Origin of the sequence: Pseudomonas sp. V88_4, from assembly GCF_029967985.1 — a bacterium.
Taxonomy (GTDB): Bacteria; Pseudomonadota; Gammaproteobacteria; order Pseudomonadales; family Pseudomonadaceae; genus Aquipseudomonas; species Aquipseudomonas glycinae.
Genome location: NZ_JASCAF010000045.1, coordinates 138,896 through 164,261, shown reverse-complemented (window position 1 = coordinate 164,261; position 25,366 = coordinate 138,896). Strand labels below are relative to the sequence as shown.

The following is a 25,366-nucleotide window of genomic DNA, read 5'->3' as shown; positions in this document are numbered from 1 at the left end:
GTGGAGTTTGTGTGGAGACTACAACAGCAGGACGACTTCCACCCCGCCTTCGACGTTACCGATGCGCATCGAACCGCTGTGCAGCTTGACTACCTCTTCGACGAAGTTAAGTCCGAGGCCGGTGCTTTTACGTCCGCTGTCCGGGCGTGGCAGGGAGTAAAAGCGCTCACTCAAGCGGGGCAAGGCAAAGTCGGGAATCGGCGTGGTTTCATTGAACAAGCGAAGCTCGATCCGCTCGCCGATTTTCCTGGCGTCAAAACGCAGCAGACCGTGCGACGGGGTGAAATCCAATGCGTTCTCCAGCAGATTGCCCAGCGCCTGACGCAACAGAAACGGCTCGCCGATCAACGCCAGATCCGCCGCGACGGTTTGTTCGATCCGCAACTGCCGGCCTTCGATGCGTGCCATCTGTGCCTGTAGCAGCTCATTCACCAGCGCCGCCAATGGCACTGCGACGCACGCCTCAAGACCCTGCCGCTGTTCGACCTGAGCAAGATTGAGCAGGCGCTCGATCAACTGTTGCATCCGGGCACTTTCACTGTCGATGTTACCGACAAAACGCAATCGCTGATCCGCCGACATCTCGTCCTGCAGCAACTCGGCGGCACCGCGAATGGCGGCCAGCGGGCTCTTCAATTCGTGAGTCAACGTGTGCACATAGCGCTCGACGTAGGCCTTGCCTTCGAGCTGGGTGCGCATCTGCTCGACGGCGGTCGCCAACTGCTCCAGCTCGCCGCCGCGATAGTGCGGCACCGCCACCCGACGCCCCTCGCTCACGGCCTGGGCGTACACGGTCAAACGGTGCAGCGCGCGGCTCAGCCACCACGACAGCACCGCGCCGAGCAGCAGGCCGAGGCCGATCAATCCGGCGCCGTAACCGAGCAAGCGGCGCTCGGTGCGATCAACATAGGGTTGCAGTGAACTGTTGGGTTTGGCGACCGTGACCACGCCGATGATCGCCCCGTTGTCGCGGATCGGCGCGCCGACGTGCATCACCGAGGAGTTCGGGTCATTCGGGTCACTGCGACTGGAACGTGCGCCGTATTCACCGCGCAGGGTCAGGTAGACGTCGTTCCAGCGCGAGTAGTCCTGACCGACCGCAACACCACTGGAGTCCAGCACCACGATGCCCTTGGCGTCGGTGACGTAGATCCGGTGGTTGACCTGGTTTTTCGCCAGCCCCCAGATCGTCGCCTTCGGCTGGCGTTCGCCATAGGCGCGGAGCAGCTGCGGCCAGCGATTCTGGTTCAGGGTGCCGGCCTTGAAATCGTCCCGCAGGATTTCCGCCATCAGGTTGGCGGTATCGACCAGGGTTTCTTCGGTGGACTGACGCACGCCGGGGCGGATTTCTTCCATCACGGTGTTGAGCACGAAATACCCGGTCAGGCCGATGAACAGCACGTACACCAGGAAAATCCGCAGCCCCAGCGACATCAGCTGTGCACCGGACTGTAGCTGTAGCCGAGGCCGCGGTGGGTCTGGATCGGCTCGGCTTCGGCGCGCACCAGACGCAATTTGGCGCGCACGCTTTTGATATGGCTGTCGATGCTGCGCTCGTACCCGGCGTCCGCCGCCACGCCCAGCGCATCGAGCAACTGCTCGCGGCTGAATACCCGCTCGGGTTGTTCGAGCAGGCATTGCAGCAGGCGGAATTCGTGGCGGGTCAGGCTCAGGGGCTGGCCGCGATAGCTGATCTGCACGCGCTCCGGATCGATGCGAAACAGCGCCGAGGATGCTTCGATGACCGGGCGTGGCGCCATGCGCTTGAGAATCGCCCGGACCCGCGCCGCCACTTCCCGTGGGCTGAACGGCTTGACCACGTAATCGTCGGCGCCGATTTCCAGGCCCACCACCCGGTCAATCTCGGCATTGCGCGCACTGAGAAACAGCACCGGCACTTCACTGAAGCGACGCAGTTGCTTGCAGGTTTCGAAGCCACTGATGTCCGGCAAACCGATGTCGAGGATGATCAGATCCGCCGGGGTCTGGCGCTGATGTTCCAGCGCCGCGGCCCCCAGGCTCAGCCAGGTCGTGGTGAAACCCTCGCCCTGCAAGGCAAAAATCAGCGTGTCGGCAATCGCCGCTTCGTCTTCGACAATCAGGATATGAGGCATGGCGTCCGAGCCTGTGGGTTAAGTGCGCGAACGGTGCCCCAAGCCCGGCGTTACGTCAATGAGACCACTTGCTTCAGCAGTCCGGTTTGTCAGCGGTAAAACGCCGCGCCGGGTTCACGGCCGCGCCGAACTCGCGCAGGGCCTTGGCACCGATCAGCAACGGGTAGTTGAAGTTGCTGCGGTCGGTCAGGTTGACCTCCACGGTGCGCTTGACGTCGCCCAGGCACAGCTCCAGATCGACTACCGGGCGCTTGGCCACTTCGGTGTTTTCACCCTCGTCTTCTTCATCCGAGCGACTCTTGATCTTGCTGATCCGCGCAATCTTGTGCTCGTACACCTTGTTGCTGGCGTCCTTGGTGGCCAGGCGGAAACGCACCCAGTCTTCGCCGTCGCGCTTGAACGTCTCGATGTCCTTGGCCGACAGCGAGGCGGTCAGTGCGCCGGTGTCCATTTTCGCCTTGAGCACTTCGCCGCCGATTTCCGGCAGTGCGATGTATTCGTAACGGCCGTACAGGGTTGGCTCGGCTGCCAGGACCGGCAGGGCGACGAGGGAAAGCAGTGCAAGGAGGGATTTCACGTAAGGGGCTTCCTTGGGAAATGGGGGCGTCAGACGCAAGATTTTAGACCGTTGTTCGCATGAACGTTCCCGGCAGGTTATAGCGCCACAGGTGAAACATTCGTCACCGGCGGATTTGGCCTGCCGGCCGAAGCCACTTATCATGGCGCGCCCATCCGTTTTCCAAGAGTCGCTTATGCGCCGCCTGCTCACCGGCTGTTTCGTCACCCTGCTGCTGTTGTCCAACACCCTCGTGCTGTTCGGCCCGCTGATGGTGTTCGCCCTGCTCAAGCTGATCCTGCCGGGGCGCTTTCGCGACTACGCTTCGTGGGCGGTGATGTGGATCGCCGAAACCTGGGCGGAAATCGACAAGCTGATCTTCCGCCTGTGCATCCCTACCCAATGGGACATTCGCGGCGGCGAAGACCTGCGCAGCGATACCTCCTACCTGGTGATCAGCAACCATCAGTCCTGGGTCGATATCCCGGCGCTGATCCAGACCCTCAACCGGCGCACGCCGTTCTTCAAGTTCTTCCTCAAGAAAGAGCTGATCTGGGTGCCGTTCCTGGGCCTGGCCTGGTGGGCGCTGGATTACCCGTTCATGAAGCGCTACACCAAGGCGTTCCTGGCGAAGCATCCGGAACTGGCCGGCAAGGATCTGGAAATCACCAAAGCCGCGTGCGAGCTGTTCAAGCGCCAGCCGGTGACGGTGGTGAATTATCTGGAAGGGACCCGTTACACCGCCGCCAAAAGCACTCAGCAGCAGTCACCGTTCAGCCACCTGCTCAAGCCCAAGGCGGGCGGGGTGGCGTTCGTGCTGGCGGCGATGGGCGAACAGCTGGACGCGATTCTCGATGTGACCGTGGTTTATCCGCAGCAGAAGATTCCGGGGTTCTGGGACCTGATCAGCGGCAACGTGCCACGCGTGATCGTCGACATCCAGACCCGCGAGCTGGATCCGGCCCTGTGGCAGGGTGATTACGAAAACGATCCGGCGTTTCGCGAAAAGATCCAGAACTGGGTCAACCAGCTCTGGACCCTCAAGGATCAGCGCATCGCCGAACTCAAAGGCGAGCGCCGCTGAGTCATCCGTTGGTGCCGGTGCCCCAGATGCTGCCCAGGCTTTGCAGCAACGAGCCGCCGACACCCTGCTGACCGAGGTATTGCAGGAGGATCGGGGCAAACTGGCCGACCATCCCGCTGTCCATGCCCAGCGCACCGAAGGCGTTGTTCAGGTCATTGGTGTCCTTGACGTTGCCCAGCGCATTTTCCAGTCCGGCGGACTTGCCCGACGAGCCGAGCAAACCGCTCAGCGCCGCCAGATTGCCAGCGCCGCCCGACAGCTTGTCGATGCCCGGCACTTCCTTGGCCAGCTCGGAATAGTCCGTGTTGCTGAGCTGGTTTTTCGCCAGCCCCAGCATGGCACTGGTGCCGCCGACCGCTTGCTGCGGCGTGACGTTCAGTGCGCTCAAGGCACTCAACAGACCGGCGGTTTCCGAGGTCGGAGCCGCGGCGGCGGCCTTGTCCCCGCCCTGCATGCCCGATACCGCACCGGCCACGTCATTCAAACTGAAACCGGCAAACACCGGCCCTGCCGCCAGGGTCAGGAGCGATGCCAGGGCAAAACCGCGTGAAATCTTCATTCAGACATCCTCTTGTGGCGTGGATTGCGCCGGATACAGGCGCTCAAACTGCCGGTTTGACCGGAGGACCGTCGGCATGTTCCAGCCGACAAAGATCATTTTCCTTTGAAGAAACGCCCCAAGACGAAGGCCTTTAGCTCAGCAATTTTAAAAACAGACAGAGTTATTTCGAAAAAGACTTAAAACCTGTCATTTATGACAGTTAGCGAATAGAACATAAACAGACAGCATTGCAGCTCAATCCCCGTAACGGAGTACGAGTAATGTTGAAAAAAACATTTGCTGCTGCGCTGGTCGCTGCTGCTCTCACCAGCACGGCCTATGCCGATTGCCCCACTGCCAGAACATTTTTAAAACTGCCGGACGGCAGGTTCGTCGCGCAGGTGAACCCCGAACTAGCGATTCCGCTTGAAGTCGATCCTGCCACTGCCAGTGAGTCGGAGGTTCGGAGCCTTCTCTTCACCGCTGTACGCCTCAAGGAAAAAGGTGAGGCGACTGCCAGGGCCGTCTGTCAGTACGAAGATGGGAATAATCGTCCCTCACTAGCGGCATCTTTGGTCTGGAAACCCGGTTACCCCATCACGCCTTCCGGTCCGAACTGGAAGAACGATGAGTGTGCGACAAAGAGCGGGAACGTTGGGGACTGCCCGTTCCAGTAACGAGCAAAACAACTTACTTTTTAAAGCGTATGCAACGAAAAAGGGCAACCCGACGGGCTGCCCTTTTTCATCTATGCAACTTACGCCGCACTGAACAACTTGTGCGGATCAATCACAAACTTCTTCGGCACGCCGGCATCGAACTCGCCGTAACCTTCAGGCGCCTGGTCGAGGCTGATGACCTGCACGCCCACCACTTCGGCAATGTTGATGCGGTCCCACATGATCGCCTGCATCAGCTGACGGTTGTACTTCATTACCGGAGTCTGGCCGGTATGGAAGCTGTGGGATTTGGCCCAGCCCAGACCAAAGCGGATGCTCAGGCTGCCCATTTTCGCGGCGGCATCGACAGCACCCGGATCTTCGGTCACGTACAGGCCCGGAATACCGATCTTGCCGGCGACGCGCACCACGCCCATCAACGAGTTGAGGACGGTGGCCGGGGCTTCGGATTTGACGCCGTCATGGCCATGACCACGGGCTTCGAAGCCCACGCAGTCCACCGCGCAATCCACTTCAGGCTCGCCCAGCAGCGCGGCGATCTGTTCGTGCAGCGGGGTGTCTTTCGACAGGTCGACGATTTCAAAACCCTGCGCCTTGGCGTGGGCCAGGCGGATGGTGTTGACGTCGCCGACGATCACCACCGCAGCGCCGAGCAAACGGGCGGAGGCGGCAGCGGCCAGACCGACCGGGCCTGCGCCGGCAATGTAAACGGTGCTGCCCGGACCAACGCCAGCGGTAACGGCGCCGTGGTAACCGGTCGGCAGAATGTCGGAGAGGCAGGTCAGGTCACGGATTTTCTCCATGGCCTTGTCGCGGTCCGGCAGTTTCAGCAGGTTGAAGTCGGCGTACGGCACCAGCACATACTCGGCCTGGCCACCGGTCCAGTCGCCCATGTCGACGTAACCGTAGGCACCGCCGGCGCGGGCCGGGTTGACGGTCAGGCAGACGCCGGTGTGTTGCTCCTTGCAGGAACGGCAGCGCCCGCAAGCCACGTTGAACGGAACGGACACCAGATCGCCGATTTTCAGGCTTTCGACGTCGCTGCCCTTCTCGATCACTTCACCGGTGATCTCGTGTCCCAGCACCAGACCGACCTGAGCGGTGGTACGGCCGCGCACCATGTGCTGGTCGGAGCCGCAAATGTTGGTTGAAACCACACGCAGGATGACACCGTGCTCGATCTTCCTGCCGCGCGGATCCTGCATTTTCGGATAGTCGATTTTCTGTACTTCGACCTTGCCAGCGCCGAGATACACCACACCACGATTGCCAGACATGCTTTCACCTCGCTGTTGTTTTTATGGAACCGCGCCGCCCAGGCAGGCAGCGCGTTAAGTGCTCGGGTACAGATGCTGATGCTTGTGTTGCCTGTTATGGCCTCATCGCTGGCAAGCCAGCTCCCACAGGGATTCTGGTTGGATTCAAATTTTGTGAACGACACAAAACCCTGTGGGAGCGAGCCTGCTCGCAATGGCGATCTAAAGAACGACGGTTCTGTTGGCGTTCAAAAAAACCCTTCTTTCAATGTGATACCCGACGGCCCGGGCCAGGGTCAGGCCTTCGATGTCGCGACCCTTGGCGATCAGGTCCTCGGGGTAATGACTGTGATCCACGGCCTCGACGCCCTGGGCGATGATCGGCCCCTCGTCCAGGTCGTTGTTGATGTAGTGCGCGGTAGCACCCACCAGTTTCACGCCCTTGTTGTAGGCCTGGTGATACGGCTTGGCGCCCTTGAAGCCCGGCAGCAGTGAGTGGTGAATATTGATCGCCTTGCCATCGAGCTTGCGGCACAGCTCCGGCGACAGCACCTGCATGTAGCGGGCGAGGATCACCAGTTCAGCGCCGGCCTCCTCGATGACCTGCCACACCTGCCGCTCCTGGGCCGGTTTGTCGTTGGGGTCGAGGGGAAAATGGTAGTAGGGAATCTGGTGCCAGTCGGCCAGCGGCTTGAGGTCCGGGTGGTTCGACACCACCGCCGCCACGTCCATCGATAACTGGCCGATGCGCTGGCGGTAGAGCAAGTCGTTGAGGCAGTGATCGGCCTTGGACACCATGATCACCACTTTTGGCCGGTAGTTCGGCGCCGTCAGCTCGAAGATCATGCCGAACGCCTGACCACGCTCGGCGAGGCCAGCGCGGAAGGACTGTTCGTCAAAACCGTCGGGCTGACGGAACTCCACCCGAATGAAGAACCGGCCCGAGAGCCGGTCATCGAACGAGTGGTGCTCGGTGACGTAGCAGCCCTGCTCGAACAGAAAACGCGTCACCGCGTCCACGGTGCCGAGAACGCTGGGGCAGTCGGCGGTCAGAATCCATGTATCCGGGGCGCGGCTCATCGTTTTCTCCTGATCAGGCCTGAACGCTGAGGCCGTATTCGGCGGACGCATCCTGCAACCACAACCACCAGTAATCCGAGAAGCTGCGGCGAATCAGCAACTCCCAGGTGTCTTCGGCGGTGTGACGGATCATCAGCTGCGACTTGGCGAACACCGTGCCGACCGCCTTGCCGACCGGGAAGTTGTTCGGGTGCACGTCGTAGCTGGTGGATTTCATCAGCACCTGACGCACGTTCGGGCCGCTCAGTTCGAGCAACTGCTGGCCGCCGCTGACGTTGACGATTGCGATGTGCAGATCGCCCAGCGCTTCGCGCAGTTTCTGCTCGGCGGCGAACTCTTCACCGCTCGGCACGATCAGCAACCACTCGTCCGGGCCCATCCATTGCAGGCTGGTTTCGCCTTTGACGATCACGCTGAGGGCACCCGGCAATTCGATGCCCAGCGCCTTGTGCACACCGGCAGCGAACGCGGCATCGTGGCCGTCGCCACGGATGGTCAGATGACCGAGGAGTTTCTTCTCGCGCACGGTCACACCGGCGTTCTTGCGGCCCTTGCCGACCAGGCTGGCGAGGTCGGCATGATGCAGCGACGACTCGGCCTTGGCCCCGGTGGTCGGGCGTTGTTGGTAAACGTTGGCTGCGGTCATAAAGCACCCTTCCTGAATTCGGTGTCGCTCCCGCGCCAGGCGCGGGAGCGATCAATTAGATGTTCTGGCGATCGCCTTTCGGATCGAAGAACACCGAAGAAACGATTTCCGCCTCGATCACGCTGCCGTCAGCCAGCGGTGCGAACACCCGCTCACCCATGCGCTTGAGACCGCCCTTCACCACGCCCATGGCAAACGAATAGCCGAGGGAGTTGTGCGCATAGCTGGAGGTCACGTGGCCGACCATGGTCATCGGGATCGACTGCTTGGTGTTGAACACCAGCTGTGCACCTTCCGGCAGCCAGACGTTCGGATCGATCGGCTTCAGGCCCACCAGCTGCTTACGCTGGTCACGCACGCAGTCTTCACGGTTCATGCCGCGCTGGCCGATCCACGAGAACGGCTTGGTGCGACCGACGCACCAGCCCATGTTCAGGTCGTCCGGGGTCATCGAGCCGTCGGTGTCCTGGCCGACGATGATGAAGCCCTTCTCGGCCCGCAGTACGTGCATGGTTTCGGTGCCGTACGGGGTCAGGTTGTACTGCTTGCCCGCCTCGACGATTTTTTCCAGCACGCCCATCGCGTAGTCGGCCTGGACGTTGACTTCGTACGACAGCTCACCGGTGAACGAGATACGGAACACCCGCGCCGGCACACCACCGACCAGACCTTCTTTCCAGGTCATGAACGGAAACGCTTCATTGGCCAGGTCGATGTCGGTCACGGCGCTGAGCAGCTTGCGGCTGTTCGGGCCGGACAGGGTCATGGTCGCCCAGTGGTCGGTGACGGAGGTGAAGTACACCTTCAGGTCCGGCCATTCGGTCTGGTGGTACAGCTCCAGCCACTGCAGTACGCGAGCCGCACCGCCGGTGGTGGTGGTCATGACGAAATGGTTGTCGGCCAGACACGCCGTCACACCGTCGTCGAAGACCATGCCGTCTTCCTTGCACATCAGGCCGTAACGGGCCTTGCCCACGTCGAGCTTGGTCCAGGCGTTGGTGTACACGCGGTTGAGGAACTCGCGGGCGTCCGGGCCCTGGATATCGATCTTGCCCAGGGTCGAAGCGTCCAGCAGACCGACGCTGTCGCGCACAGCCTTGCATTCGCGTTTGACGGCGGCATGCATGTCTTCGCCGTTTTTCGGGAAGTACCACGGACGTTTCCACTGACCGACGTCTTCGAACTCGGCGCCGTTTTTCAGGTGCCATTGATGCAGTGCGGTGTAACGCACCGGTTCGAAGATGTGCCCGCAGTGGCGACCGGCTACCGCGCCAAACGTCACCGGCGTGTAGTTCGGACGGAACATCGTGGTGCCCATCTGCGGGATGGTCACGTTCAGCGAACGGGCGGCAATCGCCAGACCGTTGACGTTGCCGAGCTTGCCCTGATCGGTGCCGAAGCCCAGCGCGGTGTAGCGTTTGACGTGCTCGACCGACTCGAAACCTTCGCGGGTCGCCAGTTCGATGGCGGCGGCGGTGACGTCGTTCTGCAGGTCGACGAACTGCTTCGGCGCCCGGGAAGTGCCTTTCTCGTGCGGCACCTGGAACAGCGCCAACGTTGGTTCTTCCACACGGCTCAGGGCTTTCGGCAACACGGCTTCAACGGTCCGGAAACCGGCTTCGGACGCAGCGCGCACACCGCCTTCAAAACCGTCAGCCAGGGAGTCACCGAGACCGTAGACGCCATTGATGCCACCGACGCACACGCGTTTCTGCGGCGCTTCGCCCGGTACGAAACCGAGGATGTCTTCGCGCCAGATCGGCTTGCCGCCGAGGTGCGACGCCAGGTGAACCACCGGGCTGTAACCGCCGGAGCTGGCGATCAGATCGCAGTCGAGCCATTCGCCCGGGCTGGTGACCTTGTGGCCTTTGACATCGATCGCCGCCACGCGGGCAGCGGTGACGTGCTTGCTGCCACGGGCCTCGATCACGGCGCTGCCGGTGAGGATACGAATGCCTTTGGCGCGAGCTTCTTCCACCAATGCGCCACGCGGGTTGCTGCGGGAATCGGCGATGGCGACCACTTGCAGACTGGCATCGAGCCAGTCCAGCGCCACGCGGTAGGCGTGATCGTTGTTGGTCGACAGCACCAGTTTCTTGCCCGGTGCCACGCCGTAACGGCGCACGTAAGTCGAGACCGCACCGGCGAGCATGTTGCCCGGCACGTCGTTGTTGCCGTAGACCAGCGGACGCTCGTGAGCGCCGGTCGCCAGCACCACACGCTTGGCGCGGACGCGGTGGATGCGCTGACGCACCTGGCCGATCGGCGCGCGGTCACCGAGGTGATCGGTGAGGCGTTCGTGAATGGTCAGGAAGTTATGGTCGTGGTAGCCGTTGACCGTGGCGCGCGGCAACATCAGCACGTCCGGAGTGCTCTTTAATTCAGCGATGACGCCGGCCACCCAATCCATCGCCGGTTTGCCGTCGAGGCTTTCGCGGGAATCGAGCAGGCTGCCGCCGAACTCTTCCTGTTCATCGGCGATGATCACCCGGGCACCGCTGCGCGCAGCGGCCAGGGCAGCGGCCAGACCGGCCGGGCCGGCGCCGACGATCAGCACGTCGCAGTGCTGGTTCATGTAATCGTAGGTGTCCGGATCGTTCTCGGTCGGCGAGCGGCCAAGACCGGCAGCCTTGCGAATGTACTTCTCGTAAGTCATCCAGAACGATTGCGGGTACATGAAGGTTTTGTAGTAGAAACCCGGCGGCATCAGCTTGCCGCCGACCTTGCCGAGAATCCCCATCATGTCGTTGTTGACGCTCGGCCAGCCGTTGGTGCTGGTGGCGACCAGGCCTTGATACAGCGCCTGTTGCGTGGCGCGCACGTTCGGGATCTGGGTAGCTTCGGTCGCACCGATCTGCAGCACCGCGTTCGGCTCTTCGGCGCCAGCGGCGAAGATTCCGCGCGGACGCGAATACTTGAAGCTGCGGCCAATGATGTCGACGCCGTTGGCCAGCAGGGCTGCGGCCAGCGAGTCGCCTTCAAACCCTTTGTAGGTCTGGCCGTTGAAGGTGAAGCTCAGCACTTTGTTGCGGTCGATCCGTCCACCGTTGGACAGGCGATTGGTCTGGCTCATACCTTCTCTCCCAGCGCCGTCGTGGCTGTTTTCGCAGTGTCAGCCTTGTCGGTGAATTGCGGCTTGGTGCCGATCTTGTAGGTTTCGAGAATCTCGTAGGTCACGGTGTCACGGGTGACGTTGAAGTACTGGCGGCAACCGGCGACGTGATCCCACAACTCGTGGTGCAGACCGCGAGGGTTGTCGCGGAAGAACATGTAGTCGCCCCACTCCTCGTCGGTGCAGCTGTTCGGATCCAGCGGACGCGGAATGTGCGCCTGGCCGGATGCGTGGAATTCCTCTTCGGAGCGCAGTTCGCCGCAGTGAGGACAGAAGATATGCAACATGGGGATTTCTCCTGTTAGTGGGCGACAGCCGCAGCGCCGTGTTCGTCGATCAACGCACCGTTGTGGAAACGGTCGATGGAGAAAGGTGCGGCCAGCGGGTGCATTTCACCCTTGGCCAGGCTTGCGGCAAACACGTTGCCCGAGCCAGGTGTGGCCTTGAAGCCACCGGTGCCCCAACCGCAGTTGAAGAACATGTTCGGGACCGGGGTTTTCGAAATGATCGGGCACGCATCCGGCGTGGTGTCGACGATGCCGCCCCACTGACGGTTCATGCGCACTCGCGACAGCACCGGGAACATCTCGACGATGGCCTGGATGGTGTGCTCGATCACCGGGTACGAACCGCGCTGGCCGTAGCCGTTGTAGCCGTCGATACCGGCGCCGATCACCAGGTCGCCCTTGTCGGACTGGCTGATGTAGCCGTGCACGGCGTTGGACATGATCACGCTGTCGATGATCGGTTTGATCGGCTCGGACACCAGCGCCTGCAGCGGGTGGGATTCGATCGGCAGACGGAAACCGGCCAGCTTGGCCATGTGCCCGGAGTTACCGGCGGTGACCACACCGACGCGTTTGGCGCCGATGAAGCCCTTGTTGGTTTCAACACCGATGCACACGCCGTTTTCCTTGCGGAAACCGATCACTTCGGTCTGCTGGATCAAGTCCACGCCGAGTGCGTCGGCGGCACGGGCAAAGCCCCACGCCACGGCATCGTGACGGGCCACGCCGCCGCGACGCTGAACGGTTGCGCCCATCACCGGGTAGCGGGTGTTTTTCGAGCAGTCGAGGTACGGAATTTCGTCCGCGACCTGCTTGGCGTTGAGCAGTTCGCCGTCCACGCCGTTGAGGCGGTTGGCACTGACCCGACGCTCGGAATCACGGATATCCTGCAGGGTGTGGCACAGGTTGTAGACGCCGCGCTGGGAGAACATCACGTTGTAGTTCAGGTCCTGAGACAGGCCTTCCCACAGTTTCATCGCGTGTTCGTACAGGTGCGCCGACTCGTCCCACAGGTAGTTGGAGCGAACGATGGTGGTGTTGCGCGCGGTGTTACCGCCGCCCAGCCAGCCCTTTTCGACCACGGCCACGTTGGTGATGCCGTGCTCCTTGGCCAGATAGTAGGCCGTCGCCAGACCGTGCCCGCCGCCGCCGACGATGACCACGTCGTAGACCTTTTTCGGGGTCGGCGTGCGCCACATGCGCTGCCAGTTTTCGTGGTGGCTGAGGGAGTGTTTGAAGAGGCCGAAGCCCGAATAGCGTTGCATAGTCATGTACTCCAGAACGCTCAGCGATAAACCGGGAAGTCAGCGCACAGGGCCGAAACCTGCTGGGCAACGTTGGCCTCGACATCGGCATCGCCGAGGTTGTCGAGGATGTCGCAGATCCAGCCGGCCAGCGTCACGCACTGGGTCACCTTGAAGCCGCGGGTGGTCACCGCCGGGGTGCCGATGCGCAGGCCGGAGGTCACGAACGGCGACTGCGGGTCGTTCGGTACGGCGTTCTTGTTGACGGTGATGTGCGCGCGACCGAGGGCGGCGTCGGCGTCCTTACCGGTGAGGCCCTGACGGATCAGGCTGACCAGGAACAGGTGGTTGTCGGTGCCGCCGGACACTACATCGTAGCCACGTTTGATAAAGACGCTCGCCATCGCCTGGGCGTTGTCGATCACTTGTTGCTGATAGGCCTTGAATCCAGGCTCCAGCGCTTCCTTGAAGCACACGGCTTTACCGGCGATGACGTGCATCAGAGGGCCGCCCTGGGCGCCGGGGAATACGGCGGCGTTGAGTTTCTTCTCGATTTCTTCGTTGGCCTTGGCCAGGATCAGGCCGCCACGTGGACCGCGCAGGGTCTTGTGTGTGGTGGTGGTGACCACGTCGGCGTACGGCAGCGGGTTCGGGTACAGACCGGCAGCCACCAGACCGGCCACGTGGGCCATGTCGACGAACAGCAGCGCACCGACCTTGTCGGCGATCTGACGGAAGCGCGGGAAGTCGAGGGTTTTCGAGTAGGCCGAGAAACCGGCGACGATCATTTTCGGTTTGCACTCGACGGCCAGACGCTCGACTTCGTCGTAATCGATCAGGCCGGTCTTGGTGTCGATGCCGTACTGCACGGCGTTGTACAGCTTGCCCGAGGACGAAACCTTGGCGCCGTGGGTCAGGTGACCACCGTGGGCCAGGCTCATGCCGAGGATGGTGTCGCCTGCTTGCAGCAGCGCGAGGTACACGGCGCTGTTGGCCGAAGAACCGGAGTGCGGCTGGACGTTGGCGTAATCGGCGCCGAACAGTTGCTTGGCGCGTTCGATGGCCAGCGCTTCGACCTTGTCGACGTGCTCGCAGCCACCATAGTAGCGCTTGCCCGGATAGCCTTCGGCGTATTTGTTGGTCAGGCCGCTGCCTTGCGCTTGCATGACGCGTTTGCTGGTGTAGTTCTCCGACGCGATCAGCTCGATGTGATCTTCCTGACGTTGCTCCTCGGCATTCATCGCCGCCAGCAGTGCATCGTCGTAACCCTGGATCTGGTCTTGCTTGCTGAACATCGCGTCTCTCCCAGCGGCATCTGTGCGCCATTCGTCTCGGTAAGGCACGGCGCTCAGCCAGTGCCCTTTGATGCGATGGTATGGCCGGCGCAGGGAGGTCAAATGCCTACGGACGCCACGCAAAGGTGCGTTTACGACATGGCCCGAAATGCCATTGCCAGACTCGATCTCGAAAACACCGGAAAACCTTGTGGGAGCTGGCTTGCCAGCGATGGCGGCGGCACATCCGGCATTGATAGCGGCTGACCCACTGCTATCGCTGGCAAGCCAGCTCCCACAGGGTTATGTGAAGAGTTGGCGGACGGCGAGCAACAGCAGGAAATGTGCGGGATAGAGGACGTAGGCCCAGCGGTGCATCGGAGGTGGCTGAAGATGTCGCGCATGTCGCAACAGGAACATTCCGAGCAGTGGCGCGATCAGGCAGGTCGCAATCCCGAGGATGGCGACCATGTTGCCGAACTGCGCGGATTCGTAGAGCACCCGCCATTGATTCGCGGCCAGACACAGCAGGCCCGGCAACAGGCTGAAATACCAGGGTTTGCGAAACACCAGCAACGTCGCCAGCGGCAGCAGGACGCCGAACAGACCGAACATCAGTCGCTCCGGGAACAACGCGGCCACCAGCAAGGCGCCGACAGCCAGCAATCGCGAAACCAGTGCCTGATCCTGCCAGCCCCGCGCCACCAGCAAACCCAGCGCCAGCGTGGGCATCACGTTCAAGGTGTCGGGCTCGGGAATGTACAAACGGTAGGGAATCTCGCTGAGCAGGCTGAACAGCAGCAACCAGCCCAGATAGCGCCATTCGGTCTTGCGCGTGCCGTCCCGCGCCAGATTCGCCGCCATCGCCAGGCAGAACCACGGGAACGCCAGCCGCCCCGGCACATACAGCCAATCGGCGCTGATCCCGACATATCGCAGGTGATCGAGCAGCATGCTCAGCAGCGCCAGCCACTTGAGCAGATCGAGTGCGCCGTCACGCTGGCTCAGGTGCATAATCGGCTCGCATCCTTGTAAAGTTCTGACAGCGACATCCCGTGTGCTCCCCGGATGATCTTCGGTAAAGTGCGCACCCTCATTGACCAACGGAGCGCCACAAGCGCACCGATCACGGAAGCCGGCCATGACCGACAAGAGCCAACAATTCGCCAGCGACAACTACTCCGGTATCTGCCCTGAAGCCTGGGCTGCCATGGAACAGGCCAACCACGGCCACCAGCGCGCCTATGGCGACGATGAATGGACAGCCCGCGCCTCGGATGATTTCCGCAAGCTGTTCGAGACCGATTGCGAAGTGTTCTTCGCCTTCAACGGCACCGCCGCCAACTCGCTGGCGCTGTCGTCGCTGTGCCAGAGTTACCACAGCGTGATCTGCTCGGAAACCGCCCACGTCGAAACCGACGAATGCGGCGCACCGGAATTTTTCTCCAACGGTTCGAAACTGCTGATCGCCGGCACCGAAAACGGCAAGATCACCCCGGCCTCGATCCGCGAAGTCGCCCTCAAGCGTCAGGACATCCACTACCCGAAACCGCGCGTGGTGACGCTGACCCAGGCCACCGAGGTCGGCAGTGTCTACACCCCGGAAGAAGTCCGCGCCATCAGCGACACCTGCAAGGAACTGGGCCTGAACCTGCACATGGACGGCGCGCGGTTCTCCAACGCCTGCGCATTCCTCGGCTGCTCACCCGCGGACCTGACCTGGAAGGCCGGCGTCGACGTGCTGTGCTTCGGCGGCACGAAAAACGGCATGGCGGTGGGTGAAGCGATCCTGTTCTTCAACCACAAACTGGCCGAAGACTTCGACTACCGCTGCAAACAGGCCGGGCAACTGGCTTCGAAGATGCGCTTCCTGTCGGCCCCGTGGGTCGGCATTCTGGAAAACGACGCCTGGCTCAAATACGCCCGCCACGCCAACCACTGCGCGCAACTGTTGGCCGAACTGGTCAGCGACATTCCGGGCGTGGAACTGATGTTCCCGGTCCAGGCCAACGGCGTGTTCCTGCAACTCTCGGAGCCGGCGATTGCCGCCCTGACCGCCAGGAACTGGCGCTTCTACACCTTCATCGGCAAGGGCGGCGCCCGCTTCATGTGCTCGTGGGACACCGAGGAAGAACGCGTACGCGAACTGGCGCGCGACATCCGCGACGTCATGTCGGCCTGATCGCCTCCTCCTTGATCGTTCCCACGCTCCGCGTGGGAATGCCTCCCGGGACGCTCCGCGTTCCTGCCGCACCGCCGATGCAACACCTGCCACCGTCATGACGCGGAGCGTCAATGGCTGCATTCCCACGCGGAGCGTCGGAACGATCTGAGACCGCGTTACCTTCACTGCTTGGTCTACATTGTCTGTCGAGCCATCGCTCACATAACAATAAGCAGGAGCATCCGCATGTCGCTGAAAGACAAAACCCTGTTCATCACTGGCGCCAGCCGTGGCATCGGGCGCGAGATTGCGCTGCGGGCCGCGCGGGACGGGGCCAATATCGTGATCGCCGCCAAGAGCGCCGAACCCCACGTCAAGTTGCCCGGCACCATCCACAGCGTCGCCGCGGAAGTCGAAGCGGCCGGCGGCAAGGCCTTGGCGCTGCAACTGGATGTGCGTGATGAAGACGCGGTGCGTCAGGCGCTGGCCCAGGCCAATGAACATTTCGGCGGGATCGATGCACTGGTAAACAACGCCGGGGCGATCAAGTTGACCGGTGTGCAGCACATCGAGCTCAAGCGTTTCGACCTGATGCACCAGATCAACACCCGCGCGGTTTTGCTGTGCAGCCAGGCGGCCCTGCCCTACCTGAAGAAATCCTCGGGGCACATCCTTAACCTGTCACCGCCGCTGAATCTGGCCAGTAAGTGGTTCGCCCAGTACAGCCCCTACACCGTGACCAAGTACGGCATGAGCATGCTGACGGTCGGGATGAGCGAGGAATTCGCCAACTACGGGATCAGCGTCAATTCGCTGTGGCCGCAGACCATGATCGCCACGGCGGCCATCGAATTTCAGCTGGGCAATCGGGAGTCGTTCAAGCATGCGCGCACGCCGCAGATCATGGCGGATGCGGCGCATGTGATTTTGAGTAGCAGCGGGCGGCGGATTACCGGGCGGTTGCTGATTGATGAGGAGATTTTGCAGGAGAGCGGCGTAACCGAGTTCGATCATTACCGCTTTGATCCGGGGAGTGATGCGAAGTTGATGACAGACCTGTTTATCGACTGAGCATTTTCAGAAACGACCTACGCCAGGGCCTACATAAACCAAACAGGCCTCGCCATAGACTGCCGACTCCATTTTCGAGGAGCGCAGACTATGGCGAATCCTGCCTACATGACCATCACCGGCAAGACCCGAGGCCTTATTTCAGCCGGATGTTCGACGCCGGAATCGGTCGGCAACAAATACCAGACGGCCCATACCGATGAAATCATGGTGTTCGCCCTGAGCCATGAAATGCGCCGCGACGCCAATCTCGGAAAACCCGTCCTGCAAAATGATGCCCAGCCTCAAGAACAACTGGCCATTCGTTACCGCGGCATCAGTTGGGTACACCACATTGCAGGCACCACTGGCTATACCTCGTGGGGCGAAGCGGGTTGAGTTCACGGCAGCATGATCTGTGCGATGTGCAGGACGCCGCCGGCAACCTGCTTGGACAGGCACTGACCATCGGAAACCGTCATCTGGCATTTGGCATTGCACGTGTGCAATTCCATCAACAAGTCGCGTACTTCGCCAAGCAAATTACCGAGGAGGTAGCGGACGGACGCCTGACGCCGCAGCAAGGGATCAATGCGCTTGCGCAGGAACAACGAAACCTGTTGATCCAGTCCCGAGCCCTGCAGCAGAACAGACACGGCACGCTCACCGGCGCGGCCAGGACACCACGCTTGTCGATGCTTCCACATGCCGCAGCAAACCCCGATCCGCAACGTTTACTGCGGGCCGTTCGCCAGCAGAATCTGAGAGTGACGCGCCTGAACTCAGCCCCGCTCTCATCTGTGCATCCAGTCAACGACTTGCGATTTTTCCCCCGCGAACACTGGCCCCAGGAATTGCCGGCACCGGAGGAGCCTGGGTTCTACATCGTGCTTAAAAGTCTGTCCGCCGAGAAACTGCAGGCGCAACTGTTTCCGTCGCCCAACCCGAATGTCATCGCCAAATTCAAAAGCCTCAATCAGCTGGACGACGTGGTGAAAGCCGGAACGCTGATTGTCCTGAGCGACCCGGACAATCAGCAATGCACCTATGAAGAATCACTGCTGATGGAAACCGCGCACATCGTCAGCATGGCGCTGGCGCCGTTGACGGTGGAAGAGGCGGACTTTTTTGCCCAGCACTATGAGGTCATCAGACGGACGCTTTCAGATGGGTCGAAAGTTATTGGGGTTGGTACCGCTATGGCCGCTAACCATCTGGATGGCATAAAAGCAGCTTTGAAAGACATTGAGGCATTGCATATCAGCACTATCGAGACCAATGGCAGCCTGAACTCAAAAGCATTCAAAAAGCGGCGCGCCGAATTACTTCAACGGCTGGACGGACAGCTAACCGGATTGACGAAGAAAGTCATTGGCCTCCCTGATCACCCAAACCTCAAGATCGCTCTAGGAATCGAGCATCCGCACCTGGTGCACCGCTGGAGGAAAGCTGGCGGCATCGGCCAGGCACCCGGATACGCCACTCACATTCAAGGCGTGGTGAAAGCCTCGCAATACGTAAAATATGGCGGATGGATTGGTACGGCCGTGGGTGGCGGAGCCTCGGTAATGAAGGTTCAGGATGTCTGTACGAACGAGAACGCCGAGGAGTGCGAAAAGATTAAATTCACGGAAACCGGAAGTTTTCTGGGTGGAGCTGTCGGTTCTGCTGTAGGTGCAAGCACGGCCTCCATCATTTGCGTAGCACTCGGGGTATCCAGTGCAGGAATCGGTGGGGCACTGTGCGGGATCGTGGTTGCGGGAGCCGGATCCTTTACGGTCGGCTATATGGGCGAAAAAGGCGGCGAAATCGCCGGTGAATTGATTTACGAGAAAACCCGATGAGTTATGAAACTGCAAGAGATGCCTTTATCATTCTAAACATCATAAACGTCGCCGCACTCATAATAATTAACTGCATCATTTTATATATCGCAAAAACAAAAATAGAACTAATAATGAACAGCCTTCAAAACAGTTCGATCGCCGGAGGCCTTATGATGCTATGGCATGGAGGCGTGCGGGGGCGGATCTACATGATGGGGGAAATTTTTAGCTTCCTGAAACGTCCAGAAATCTACCTTTACCAAGGGAAACTGAGCGCAAAAGATATTAAAAATTTTCCGCCAGACTTCAAACGCACGCTACTTACACTATATAAATATCAGAGAATTTCCGGCTTAACTTTTTTGTTCTTTGGACTTCTCGCCGCATTAGAAGTTATTTAAAAACAGCAACTAATGACTTCATACGATCTCCCCTACGAGAGATCGCCCCCAAGCCTGCAAACTGAATTCAATATTCGATCCGAACATCCCCCTTCGGCACACTGCAGCAAGAAAGAATGTACCCCTCCGCCTCGTCGTCCTCGGTGATCCCGCCGTTGTGATCCATCTCCACCTCGCCGCCCAGCTTCAGCACCTTGCACGTCCCGCAGATCCCCATCCCGCAGGCTTTCGGGATCATCAGGCCGACCTTGGCAGCCGCCGCATGCACGGTCTCGCCCGGCGCGACACGGATGCTCTTGTCCGAAGAGGTGAATTCCACCAGGTGCAGATCCGCCGCCGGGACTTCCGGTGCTTCCGCTGCTTGTTCGGCCTGTTCCACCGCGTCGGCACGAGCTTCCGGCGGCGTGGCGCCGAAGGATTCCTCGTGATAGCGCTTCATGTCGTAGCCGGCGTTTTCCAGCAGGCGCTTGACCGCCGTCATGTACGGTGTCGGGCCGCAGCAGAAGACTTCGCGCTCAAGGAAGTCCGGCACCATCAGTTCCAGCATCTTGTGGTTGAGGTAGCCGCGATAGCCGGCCCACGGCTCGCCGAGTCCGTGTTTCTCGCAGATCAGGTGCAGGCTGAAGTTGTCGATCCGCGACGCCATGTGTTCCAGCTCGCGGTGGTAAATGATGTCTTTCGGCGAGCGGGCGCTGTGGATGAACGTCATGTCGACGTTGCCGTTGGTGTCGTAGAACCAGCGCGCCATGGACATCACTGGTGTGATGCCGACACCACCGCTCAGGTACAGCACTTTCGGGCTCGGGAAATCGATGGCGTTGAACAGCCCGACCGGGCCGTGTACCGCCAGCTCCTGGCCTTCATGCAGCGTGTCGTGCAGCCAGTTGGAGACCTTGCCCCCCGGCACCCGCTTGATGGTCACCGAAAAGCTGTACGGCACCGACGGCGAGCTGGAGATGGTGTACGAACGCATGATCGGCTGGCCTTCGATTTCCAGCTCCAGGGTCACGAACTGTCCGGGCTTGAAGAAGAACAGGATCGGCTGGTCGGCCATGAAACAGAAGGTGCGCACATCCCAGGTTTCCTGGATGACTTTGACGCAACGGACGATGTGTCGGCCATTGGCCCAGGTCTGGGTGGTGACCGGATTCAGGAAGCTGTTCGACATGCTGTTCTCCACGGCCGACTGTCGGCCTTCATGTGGCGATTCTGCGTATAGCGCGAACGCCCCGTTTACCTATCCGCGACATTCACATACTTATCGCGACCAGCCCCCAACCACCGGGGGTTGCGCGTCGGGAACAGATTGCACCATGTCGCCCATGGATAAGGTTCCGGGCAGCGCCGGCCCCACACTCGCCCCCAACACAAACAGATTCTTTACACCTTGCGCTGCAACCCTGATCAGCCACTTTCGCGGCCACGCAGATGGCCTTGAGGAATTCATCGATGGACACCGCAAAAATCAGCCTGGGCGACCCGCTGGAACCCGCACGCAAGGCCACCGCACAAATGCTCCAGGAGCGCGAGCGCACCTATTCGCTGCCGCAACCGTTCTACAGTGACGAGCGCCTGTTCGATATCGACATGCAGGAGATCTTCCAGAAGGAGTGGTTGATCGCCGGCATGACCTGCGAGATCCCGGCCAAGGGCAACTACATCACCCTGCAGATCGGCAAGAACCCGATCATCGTCATTCGCGGCGCCGAGGGCGTGGTGCATGCGTTCCACAACGTCTGCCGCCACCGTGGCTCGCGCCTGTGCACCAGCGACAAGGGCAAGGTCGCCAAACTGGTCTGCCACTACCACCAGTGGACGTACGAGCTGGACGGTCGCCTGCTGTTCGCCGGCACCGAAATGGGCGCCGACTTCGACATGAAGCAGTACGGTCTGAAACCGGTGAACGTGAAGACCGCCGGTGGTTACATCTTCATCAGCCTGGCGGAGAACCCGCCGGCCATTGATGACTTCCTGTCGACCCTGAACCACTACATGGAACCGTACGACATGGAAAACACCAAGGTGGCGGTGCAAACCACCTTGATGGAAAAGGCCAACTGGAAACTGGTGCTGGAAAACAACCGCGAGTGCTACCACTGCAGCGGTTCTCACCCGGAACTGTTGAAAACCCTGCTGGAATGGGACGACGTCACCGACCCGCGTGCCGATCAGGCGTTCAAGGATCACGTCGCCGCCTCCGCTGCCGCGTGGGAAGCCGAAAAGATCCCTTACGCCCACGCCAGTTTCGGCCTGCGCAACCGCATCGTACGCATGCCGCTGCTCAAAGGCACCGTGTCGATGACCATGGACGGCAAACAGGGCTGCGCCAAGCTGATGGGCCGGATCAAGAACCCCGATCTGGGCTCGATGCGCATCCTGCACCTGCCGCACTCGTGGAACCACTGCATGGGCGACCACATCATCGTGTTCACCGTGTGGCCGATCAGCGCCCAGGAAACCATGGTCACCACCAAATGGCTGGTGCACAAGGATGCGGTCGAAGGCGTGGATTACGACGTCGAACGCATGCGCCAGGTATGGGACGCGACCAACGATCAGGACCGTCGTCTGGCCGAAGAGAACCAGCGCGGGATCAACTCCACCGCCTACCAGCCGGGCCCGTACTCCAAGACCTATGAGTTCGGCGTGGTCAACTTCGTCGATTGGTACAGCGAGCGGATGCTGAGCAACCTCGGGGCCGAACCTGCGCCGTATCTCAAAGGCGTGCCTGTCCAAGGATAAAAAGCACCTACAAGCGGCTAGCTTCAAGCGGCAAGAAGGCTTGTAGCTCGCCGCTTGTAGCTCGCGGCTAGCTTTTCCACCTCACCGATCCATCCTCCCCGATAAACTCCTCGAAAATCGCCTCCCCCACCAACCTGATCTTCGCGTACCCGTTCAACACCCGCAGCGGATAGTCCGGATCGTTCGCATCCTGCGTCTCCGAAAACAACACCCGCGAATGCCCGTTCAGCTCGCTGGTGGTGCCATAGGGAATCGCTCCGTGCCCGGCGCAGCGCGCATGCAGTCCACCCTGCGGCGCATAGACAATGCCGTTGTGCAAATGGCCCCAATACCAATAATCAGGCTCACGCCCCAGCGCATCACACACCGGTTGATACAGCTCAGTCTTGTGGTGCCCGGTGATGTCGAAGCCCTGGTGGTGGCTGAGCACCATGAGTTTCTTGCGCTTCGGCAGACCCTTCATCCATTCGATCTGCGGCTTGTTCAGGGTGCCGTCCATGTACAGGTTCAGGACGTCCGAGGCGTACGCCGTGTCCAGCCCGACAATCAGCCAGTCATCGTTGATCAGGGCAAAGTAGCTGGTGCCCTGCTGCCCCGGAAAACGCGCCGCCAGTTCCTTGAAGTAACCGTGGGCGCCGCTGTACATCTCGTGGTTGGAATTGAGGGTGAACGAGCCGTGGGTGCCCATCGGCCAGCCGGCCATGTCGGTGTCTTCCTGGGAGTGAGTGCCGGCGTAATAGACATCCCCCAGGTGAATGGTGAAATCAGCATTGGCCAGTTGCATCTGGTTGGCCACCGACACCGCCGGCGCATGGCTGTTGAACGGCCCGGTGCCCCAGTCGCCGGCAATCGCCAGCGTCACTTCGCGCTCCATGGTCACCAGCGCCGGATCGGTGCCGAAAGTCGCGTGATGGCGCAGGTTCTCGATCCACTTGAGCAGCGCCTCGCTCCACAGCAGATCCAGCAGCTCCCATTTGCGGCAGCCCAGCAGCGTGCCGTCCTTGAGCACCTTGGTCTGCAGTTGATCGGGCGATTGCGGCAACGGCGTCGCGTTGCCGATGCGCAGGATCGACAATCCGTGGGACAGTTCCCACGGCACCGCTGGCTCGTCGTCCGGCAGCTCGCCGTGCTTGAGCACGTATTGCGCCTGATCATGACCGCGTTGGAGCAACTTGATGATGGCCTCGAATTCCTTGGGTTCGAGTTCGCTGATGAGCTTCATCCAAGCCATTTCGATACGCGTGAACAAGCCGTGCAGGCGCACCTTGACCTTGTCGTATTCGTGTTTCAGATGTCCGACCGCTGACATGGCGAAATCCTCTATCCGTAAGGGTTCACAGGGTTTTCATGAATTCGATCAGTGCACGCTTGTCGTCGTCCGACAGCGTCGTGCCGTACAGGTGACCGCTGTTGTGGTTGCCTTCCAGGCGCGTGTCGTAGGTGAAGTCCGCCGAGGCCTTGGCCTGGGCGCCGCTGGTCACGAAGCCAACGTTGACCGGGTCATAGACATCGGAGCCGGTGATGAACACCTGCGGACGTTTTTCCGGCGGTTGCAGCAAGTCCCACAAGGTCGGCACCGAACCGTTGTGCAGGTAAGGTGCGCGCAGCCAGATGCCGTCGGTGGGCGTGTTGCTGTAGCTCTGGGTCTTGCGGTAGGCGCCGAAATCGAACGGCGGTTTCTTGAAGGTGTGGAACGCCGCCACCAGCCCGGTGGTGAACGAGTTCAGCCGATGCGGATCGGTGCCGAGCTGGTCGATGTTGGTGGTGACCTGCCCGGTGTCGGTACGCCCGAAATCATGACAACTGGCGCAATTGGTTTCCCACAGCGGTTTGCCCTGGGCGACTTTGGCCTGATCCAGTGACCATGGCCACGCCGGCGCCTTGTGCCCGAGCAGCCAGTTGGTCACCCGGTTGAAACTCGGCGGCAGCACCGATTCCGGCGTCGCGCCCACGGCCATCGCAGCGGCGTAGTTGCGCTCGTGGATCTTGTTGTTATTGCCGTCCCAGTGCAGGTACATCGATTCCCGGGGTTTCTGGTTCCACACTTGCGGCAGGTCGACGGTGCCGATGGTCGAGTCATCCGGGAAGCCGAACACCACCATTTTCGTCGGGTTGAAGGTGTCGGTACGCCCCGGCCCCTGTTGCGGGCGCAGCTTCTGCCAGGCGTAGGCCTGCTTCTGTTTGAGCAGTGCGGTCTTGGCCATCGGGATGATCAGGTAGCGGTTGTAGAGCTTCTCGAAAAAGCCCAGCTGGAACTTGCTGTTGATCGCCGCCATCACCGCGTCGGTGGTGAATTTCGGGTCGCTGGCGCAATCGTAGGCGAACCACTGGAAGGCTTGCAGTTGCAGGGTGTTGGCCGGTGCGCTCGGCACATTCACCGCGACGTCGCTGGCATTCGCCCGGTAGGAACCGGTGTGGCACAGCGCGCAGTTCGGCTCGACGGTCGGGTAACCGATCTGCCGCTTGGCCATGCCGATCGGCAGGTCCTTGCCGTTCTCGAACAGGAAACCGAAGACTTCCCAGCCACCGGGTTTCGGCAGTTTTTCCGGGCACATCTGTGGCAGCACGGAGAACAGGTAATACGGAATCCGCGCCTCGATACCCAGGCCAATCGCGGCGTATTTGTAGTGATCTTCGTCGGACGCGTAATCCTGCTCCGGCACCACGCGCAGCATCTGATACCAGGTCTGGTAACCGATGAACGCCAGCAGCGCCACCACGACCAGCGTGCCGACCTTGAACGCATGACTCTGCCACTGCCGCGCCCATGCTGCCCGCCATTCGCGCCAGCCGTCACACAGCAGCGCCAGTGGTCGGTTTTCAGGGGTGGTGCCGAGGTACAGCAGGATGCCGAGAATCAGGAAAAAGCTCAGGTCGCCCATCAGCATCGGCACGAACAGCGAACCCTGGCTGCTGGTGTTGATCAGGTAGATCCAGAACGCCACTGCAATCAGCCGCGTCAGCACGCACAGCCAGGAATGCAGCACGTAGCGCGGCGCATTGAAGCCCGACGGCATGTAGAACACGCTGATGCCCACCAGCAGCATTCCGGCGTTTTCCAGCCACGGGTCGGAGAGTTGCGGCGGCAGGCCGACCACCGATGTCAGCAACCCCGGCGCGAACAGCGCCGGGATCGCGAACACCATGTTCATCGCAATGCCGAGCCAGATGAAGCGTTGAAACCAGCGGATGTAGCTGTCCATATCGTCCTTGTCCTTTAGAGATTCACCGCCTGAAGGATCGCTATCGCTGGCAAGCCAGCTCCCACAGGGTCTGGAGGTGCTCACAGGATTTTTGCCTGGCACCATT

23 protein-coding genes are annotated in these 25,366 nt (G+C 60.9%); 8 read left to right on the top strand and 15 right to left on the bottom strand.

The annotated features are described in order from the left end of the window. Window positions 1–18: 18 nt before the first annotated feature. The 3 genes from creC to QLG12_RS24380 all read right to left on the bottom strand — a co-directional run bounded on the left by creC (window position 19) and on the right by QLG12_RS24380 (window position 2,691). Window positions 19–1,434 carry a two-component system sensor histidine kinase CreC gene (gene creC, locus QLG12_RS24390; RefSeq protein ID WP_282475358.1) on the bottom strand — a complete coding sequence of 472 codons (1,416 nt, stop codon included), beginning with the start codon at window positions 1,432–1,434 and terminating at the stop codon, window positions 19–21. Then, a complete protein-coding gene (gene creB / locus QLG12_RS24385) occupies window positions 1,434–2,114 on the bottom strand; it encodes a two-component system response regulator CreB (RefSeq protein ID WP_282475357.1) in 681 nt (226 codons plus the stop codon). Before creB ends, creC begins: the two co-directional genes overlap by 1 nt. Window positions 2,115–2,187: 73 nt before the next feature. Next, a complete protein-coding gene (locus QLG12_RS24380; RefSeq protein ID WP_197867297.1) occupies window positions 2,188–2,691 on the bottom strand; it encodes an ATP-dependent zinc protease in 504 nt (167 codons plus the stop codon). Window positions 2,692–2,866: 175 nt separating this feature from the next. Here QLG12_RS24380 and QLG12_RS24375 point away from each other — a divergent pair, with 175 nt between their 5' ends. Continuing rightward, window positions 2,867–3,754: an acyltransferase gene (locus QLG12_RS24375; protein WP_197867296.1), complete on the top strand. Its 888-nt coding sequence runs from the start codon at window positions 2,867–2,869 to the stop codon at window positions 3,752–3,754. 1 nt (window position 3,755) lies between these two features. Here the strand turns inward: QLG12_RS24375 and QLG12_RS24370 are convergent, their stop codons facing one another. Beyond that, window positions 3,756–4,313: a DUF2780 domain-containing protein gene (locus QLG12_RS24370; RefSeq protein WP_011336267.1), complete on the bottom strand. Its 558-nt coding sequence runs from the start codon at window positions 4,311–4,313 to the stop codon at window positions 3,756–3,758. A 263-nt stretch (window positions 4,314–4,576) separates the two neighbouring features. Here QLG12_RS24370 and QLG12_RS24365 point away from each other — a divergent pair, with 263 nt between their 5' ends. Then, a complete protein-coding gene (locus QLG12_RS24365; RefSeq protein ID WP_282475356.1) occupies window positions 4,577–4,972 on the top strand; it encodes a hypothetical protein in 396 nt (131 codons plus the stop codon). A gap of 80 nt (window positions 4,973–5,052) precedes the next feature. Here the strand turns inward: QLG12_RS24365 and fdhA are convergent, their stop codons facing one another. From fdhA to QLG12_RS24325, 8 genes are all read right to left on the bottom strand, one after another. Then, window positions 5,053–6,252, bottom strand: coding sequence for a formaldehyde dehydrogenase, glutathione-independent (fdhA, locus tag QLG12_RS24360; protein WP_011336270.1), 1,200 nt, complete (start codon window positions 6,250–6,252; stop codon window positions 5,053–5,055). A 201-nt stretch (window positions 6,253–6,453) separates the two neighbouring features. Further along, entirely contained in the window at window positions 6,454–7,311 is an 858-nt protein-coding gene (gene purU, locus QLG12_RS24355; protein WP_007959808.1) for a formyltetrahydrofolate deformylase, read from the bottom strand. A 13-nt stretch (window positions 7,312–7,324) separates the two neighbouring features. Beyond that, complete coding sequence (soxG, locus tag QLG12_RS24350; protein WP_064380256.1) at window positions 7,325–7,957, bottom strand: sarcosine oxidase subunit gamma family protein; 633 nt, start codon at window positions 7,955–7,957, stop codon at window positions 7,325–7,327. A gap of 55 nt (window positions 7,958–8,012) precedes the next feature. After that, a complete protein-coding gene (locus QLG12_RS24345) occupies window positions 8,013–11,030 on the bottom strand; it encodes a sarcosine oxidase subunit alpha (protein ID WP_282475355.1) in 3,018 nt (1,005 codons plus the stop codon). Then, window positions 11,027–11,356 carry a sarcosine oxidase subunit delta gene (locus QLG12_RS24340; protein WP_011336273.1) on the bottom strand — a complete coding sequence of 110 codons (330 nt, stop codon included), beginning with the start codon at window positions 11,354–11,356 and terminating at the stop codon, window positions 11,027–11,029. The genes QLG12_RS24345 and QLG12_RS24340 overlap by 4 nt, the downstream gene beginning before the upstream one ends. Window positions 11,357–11,370: 14 nt before the next feature. Further along, entirely contained in the window at window positions 11,371–12,621 is a 1,251-nt protein-coding gene (locus tag QLG12_RS24335; protein WP_003206307.1) for a sarcosine oxidase subunit beta, read from the bottom strand. A 20-nt stretch (window positions 12,622–12,641) separates the two neighbouring features. Continuing rightward, window positions 12,642–13,895: a serine hydroxymethyltransferase gene (glyA, locus tag QLG12_RS24330; protein ID WP_011336274.1), complete on the bottom strand. Its 1,254-nt coding sequence runs from the start codon at window positions 13,893–13,895 to the stop codon at window positions 12,642–12,644. 282 nt (window positions 13,896–14,177) lie between these two features. Next, window positions 14,178–14,888 (bottom strand): TraX family protein, encoded by a 711-nt coding sequence (locus tag QLG12_RS24325; RefSeq protein WP_282475354.1) that lies wholly within the window; start codon window positions 14,886–14,888, stop codon window positions 14,178–14,180. Between the two features lie 127 nt (window positions 14,889–15,015). Here QLG12_RS24325 and QLG12_RS24320 point away from each other — a divergent pair, with 127 nt between their 5' ends. From QLG12_RS24320 to QLG12_RS24300, 5 genes are all read left to right on the top strand, one after another. Continuing rightward, window positions 15,016–16,056, top strand: coding sequence for a low specificity L-threonine aldolase (locus QLG12_RS24320; protein ID WP_236194925.1), 1,041 nt, complete (start codon window positions 15,016–15,018; stop codon window positions 16,054–16,056). Between the two features lie 228 nt (window positions 16,057–16,284). Beyond that, a complete protein-coding gene (locus tag QLG12_RS24315) occupies window positions 16,285–17,109 on the top strand; it encodes an NAD(P)-dependent oxidoreductase (RefSeq protein WP_282475353.1) in 825 nt (274 codons plus the stop codon). Between the two features lie 90 nt (window positions 17,110–17,199). After that, a complete protein-coding gene (gene tssD / locus QLG12_RS24310; protein WP_282475352.1) occupies window positions 17,200–17,487 on the top strand; it encodes a type VI secretion system tube protein TssD in 288 nt (95 codons plus the stop codon). Beyond that, entirely contained in the window at window positions 17,484–18,932 is a 1,449-nt protein-coding gene (locus QLG12_RS24305; protein WP_282475351.1) for a hypothetical protein, read from the top strand. The genes tssD and QLG12_RS24305 overlap by 4 nt, the downstream gene beginning before the upstream one ends. Next, the gene (locus QLG12_RS24300) at window positions 18,929–19,315 is read left to right on the top strand and encodes a hypothetical protein (RefSeq protein WP_197867287.1); all 387 of its coding nucleotides are present in this window, start codon (window positions 18,929–18,931) and stop codon (window positions 19,313–19,315) included. The genes QLG12_RS24305 and QLG12_RS24300 overlap by 4 nt, the downstream gene beginning before the upstream one ends. Window positions 19,316–19,382: 67 nt before the next feature. Here QLG12_RS24300 and gbcB read toward each other — a convergent pair whose 3' ends face one another. Next, complete coding sequence (gene gbcB, locus QLG12_RS24295) at window positions 19,383–20,483, bottom strand: glycine-betaine demethylase subunit GbcB (RefSeq protein ID WP_011336281.1); 1,101 nt, start codon at window positions 20,481–20,483, stop codon at window positions 19,383–19,385. A gap of 281 nt (window positions 20,484–20,764) precedes the next feature. Here gbcB and gbcA point away from each other — a divergent pair, with 281 nt between their 5' ends. After that, on the top strand, window positions 20,765–22,057 hold the full coding sequence (gene gbcA / locus QLG12_RS24290) for a glycine-betaine demethylase subunit GbcA (RefSeq protein ID WP_011336282.1): 1,293 nt from the start codon (window positions 20,765–20,767) through the stop codon (window positions 22,055–22,057). Between the two features lie 67 nt (window positions 22,058–22,124). Here gbcA and QLG12_RS24285 read toward each other — a convergent pair whose 3' ends face one another. Both QLG12_RS24285 and QLG12_RS24280 read right to left on the bottom strand, forming a co-directional pair. After that, complete coding sequence (locus tag QLG12_RS24285) at window positions 22,125–23,366, bottom strand: metallophosphoesterase (RefSeq protein WP_282475350.1); 1,242 nt, start codon at window positions 23,364–23,366, stop codon at window positions 22,125–22,127. Between the two features lie 25 nt (window positions 23,367–23,391). Then, window positions 23,392–25,260, bottom strand: a complete 1,869-nt coding sequence (locus QLG12_RS24280) for a hypothetical protein (RefSeq protein ID WP_282475349.1) — start codon at window positions 25,258–25,260, stop codon at window positions 23,392–23,394. Between the last annotated feature and the right edge of the window lie 106 nt (window positions 25,261–25,366).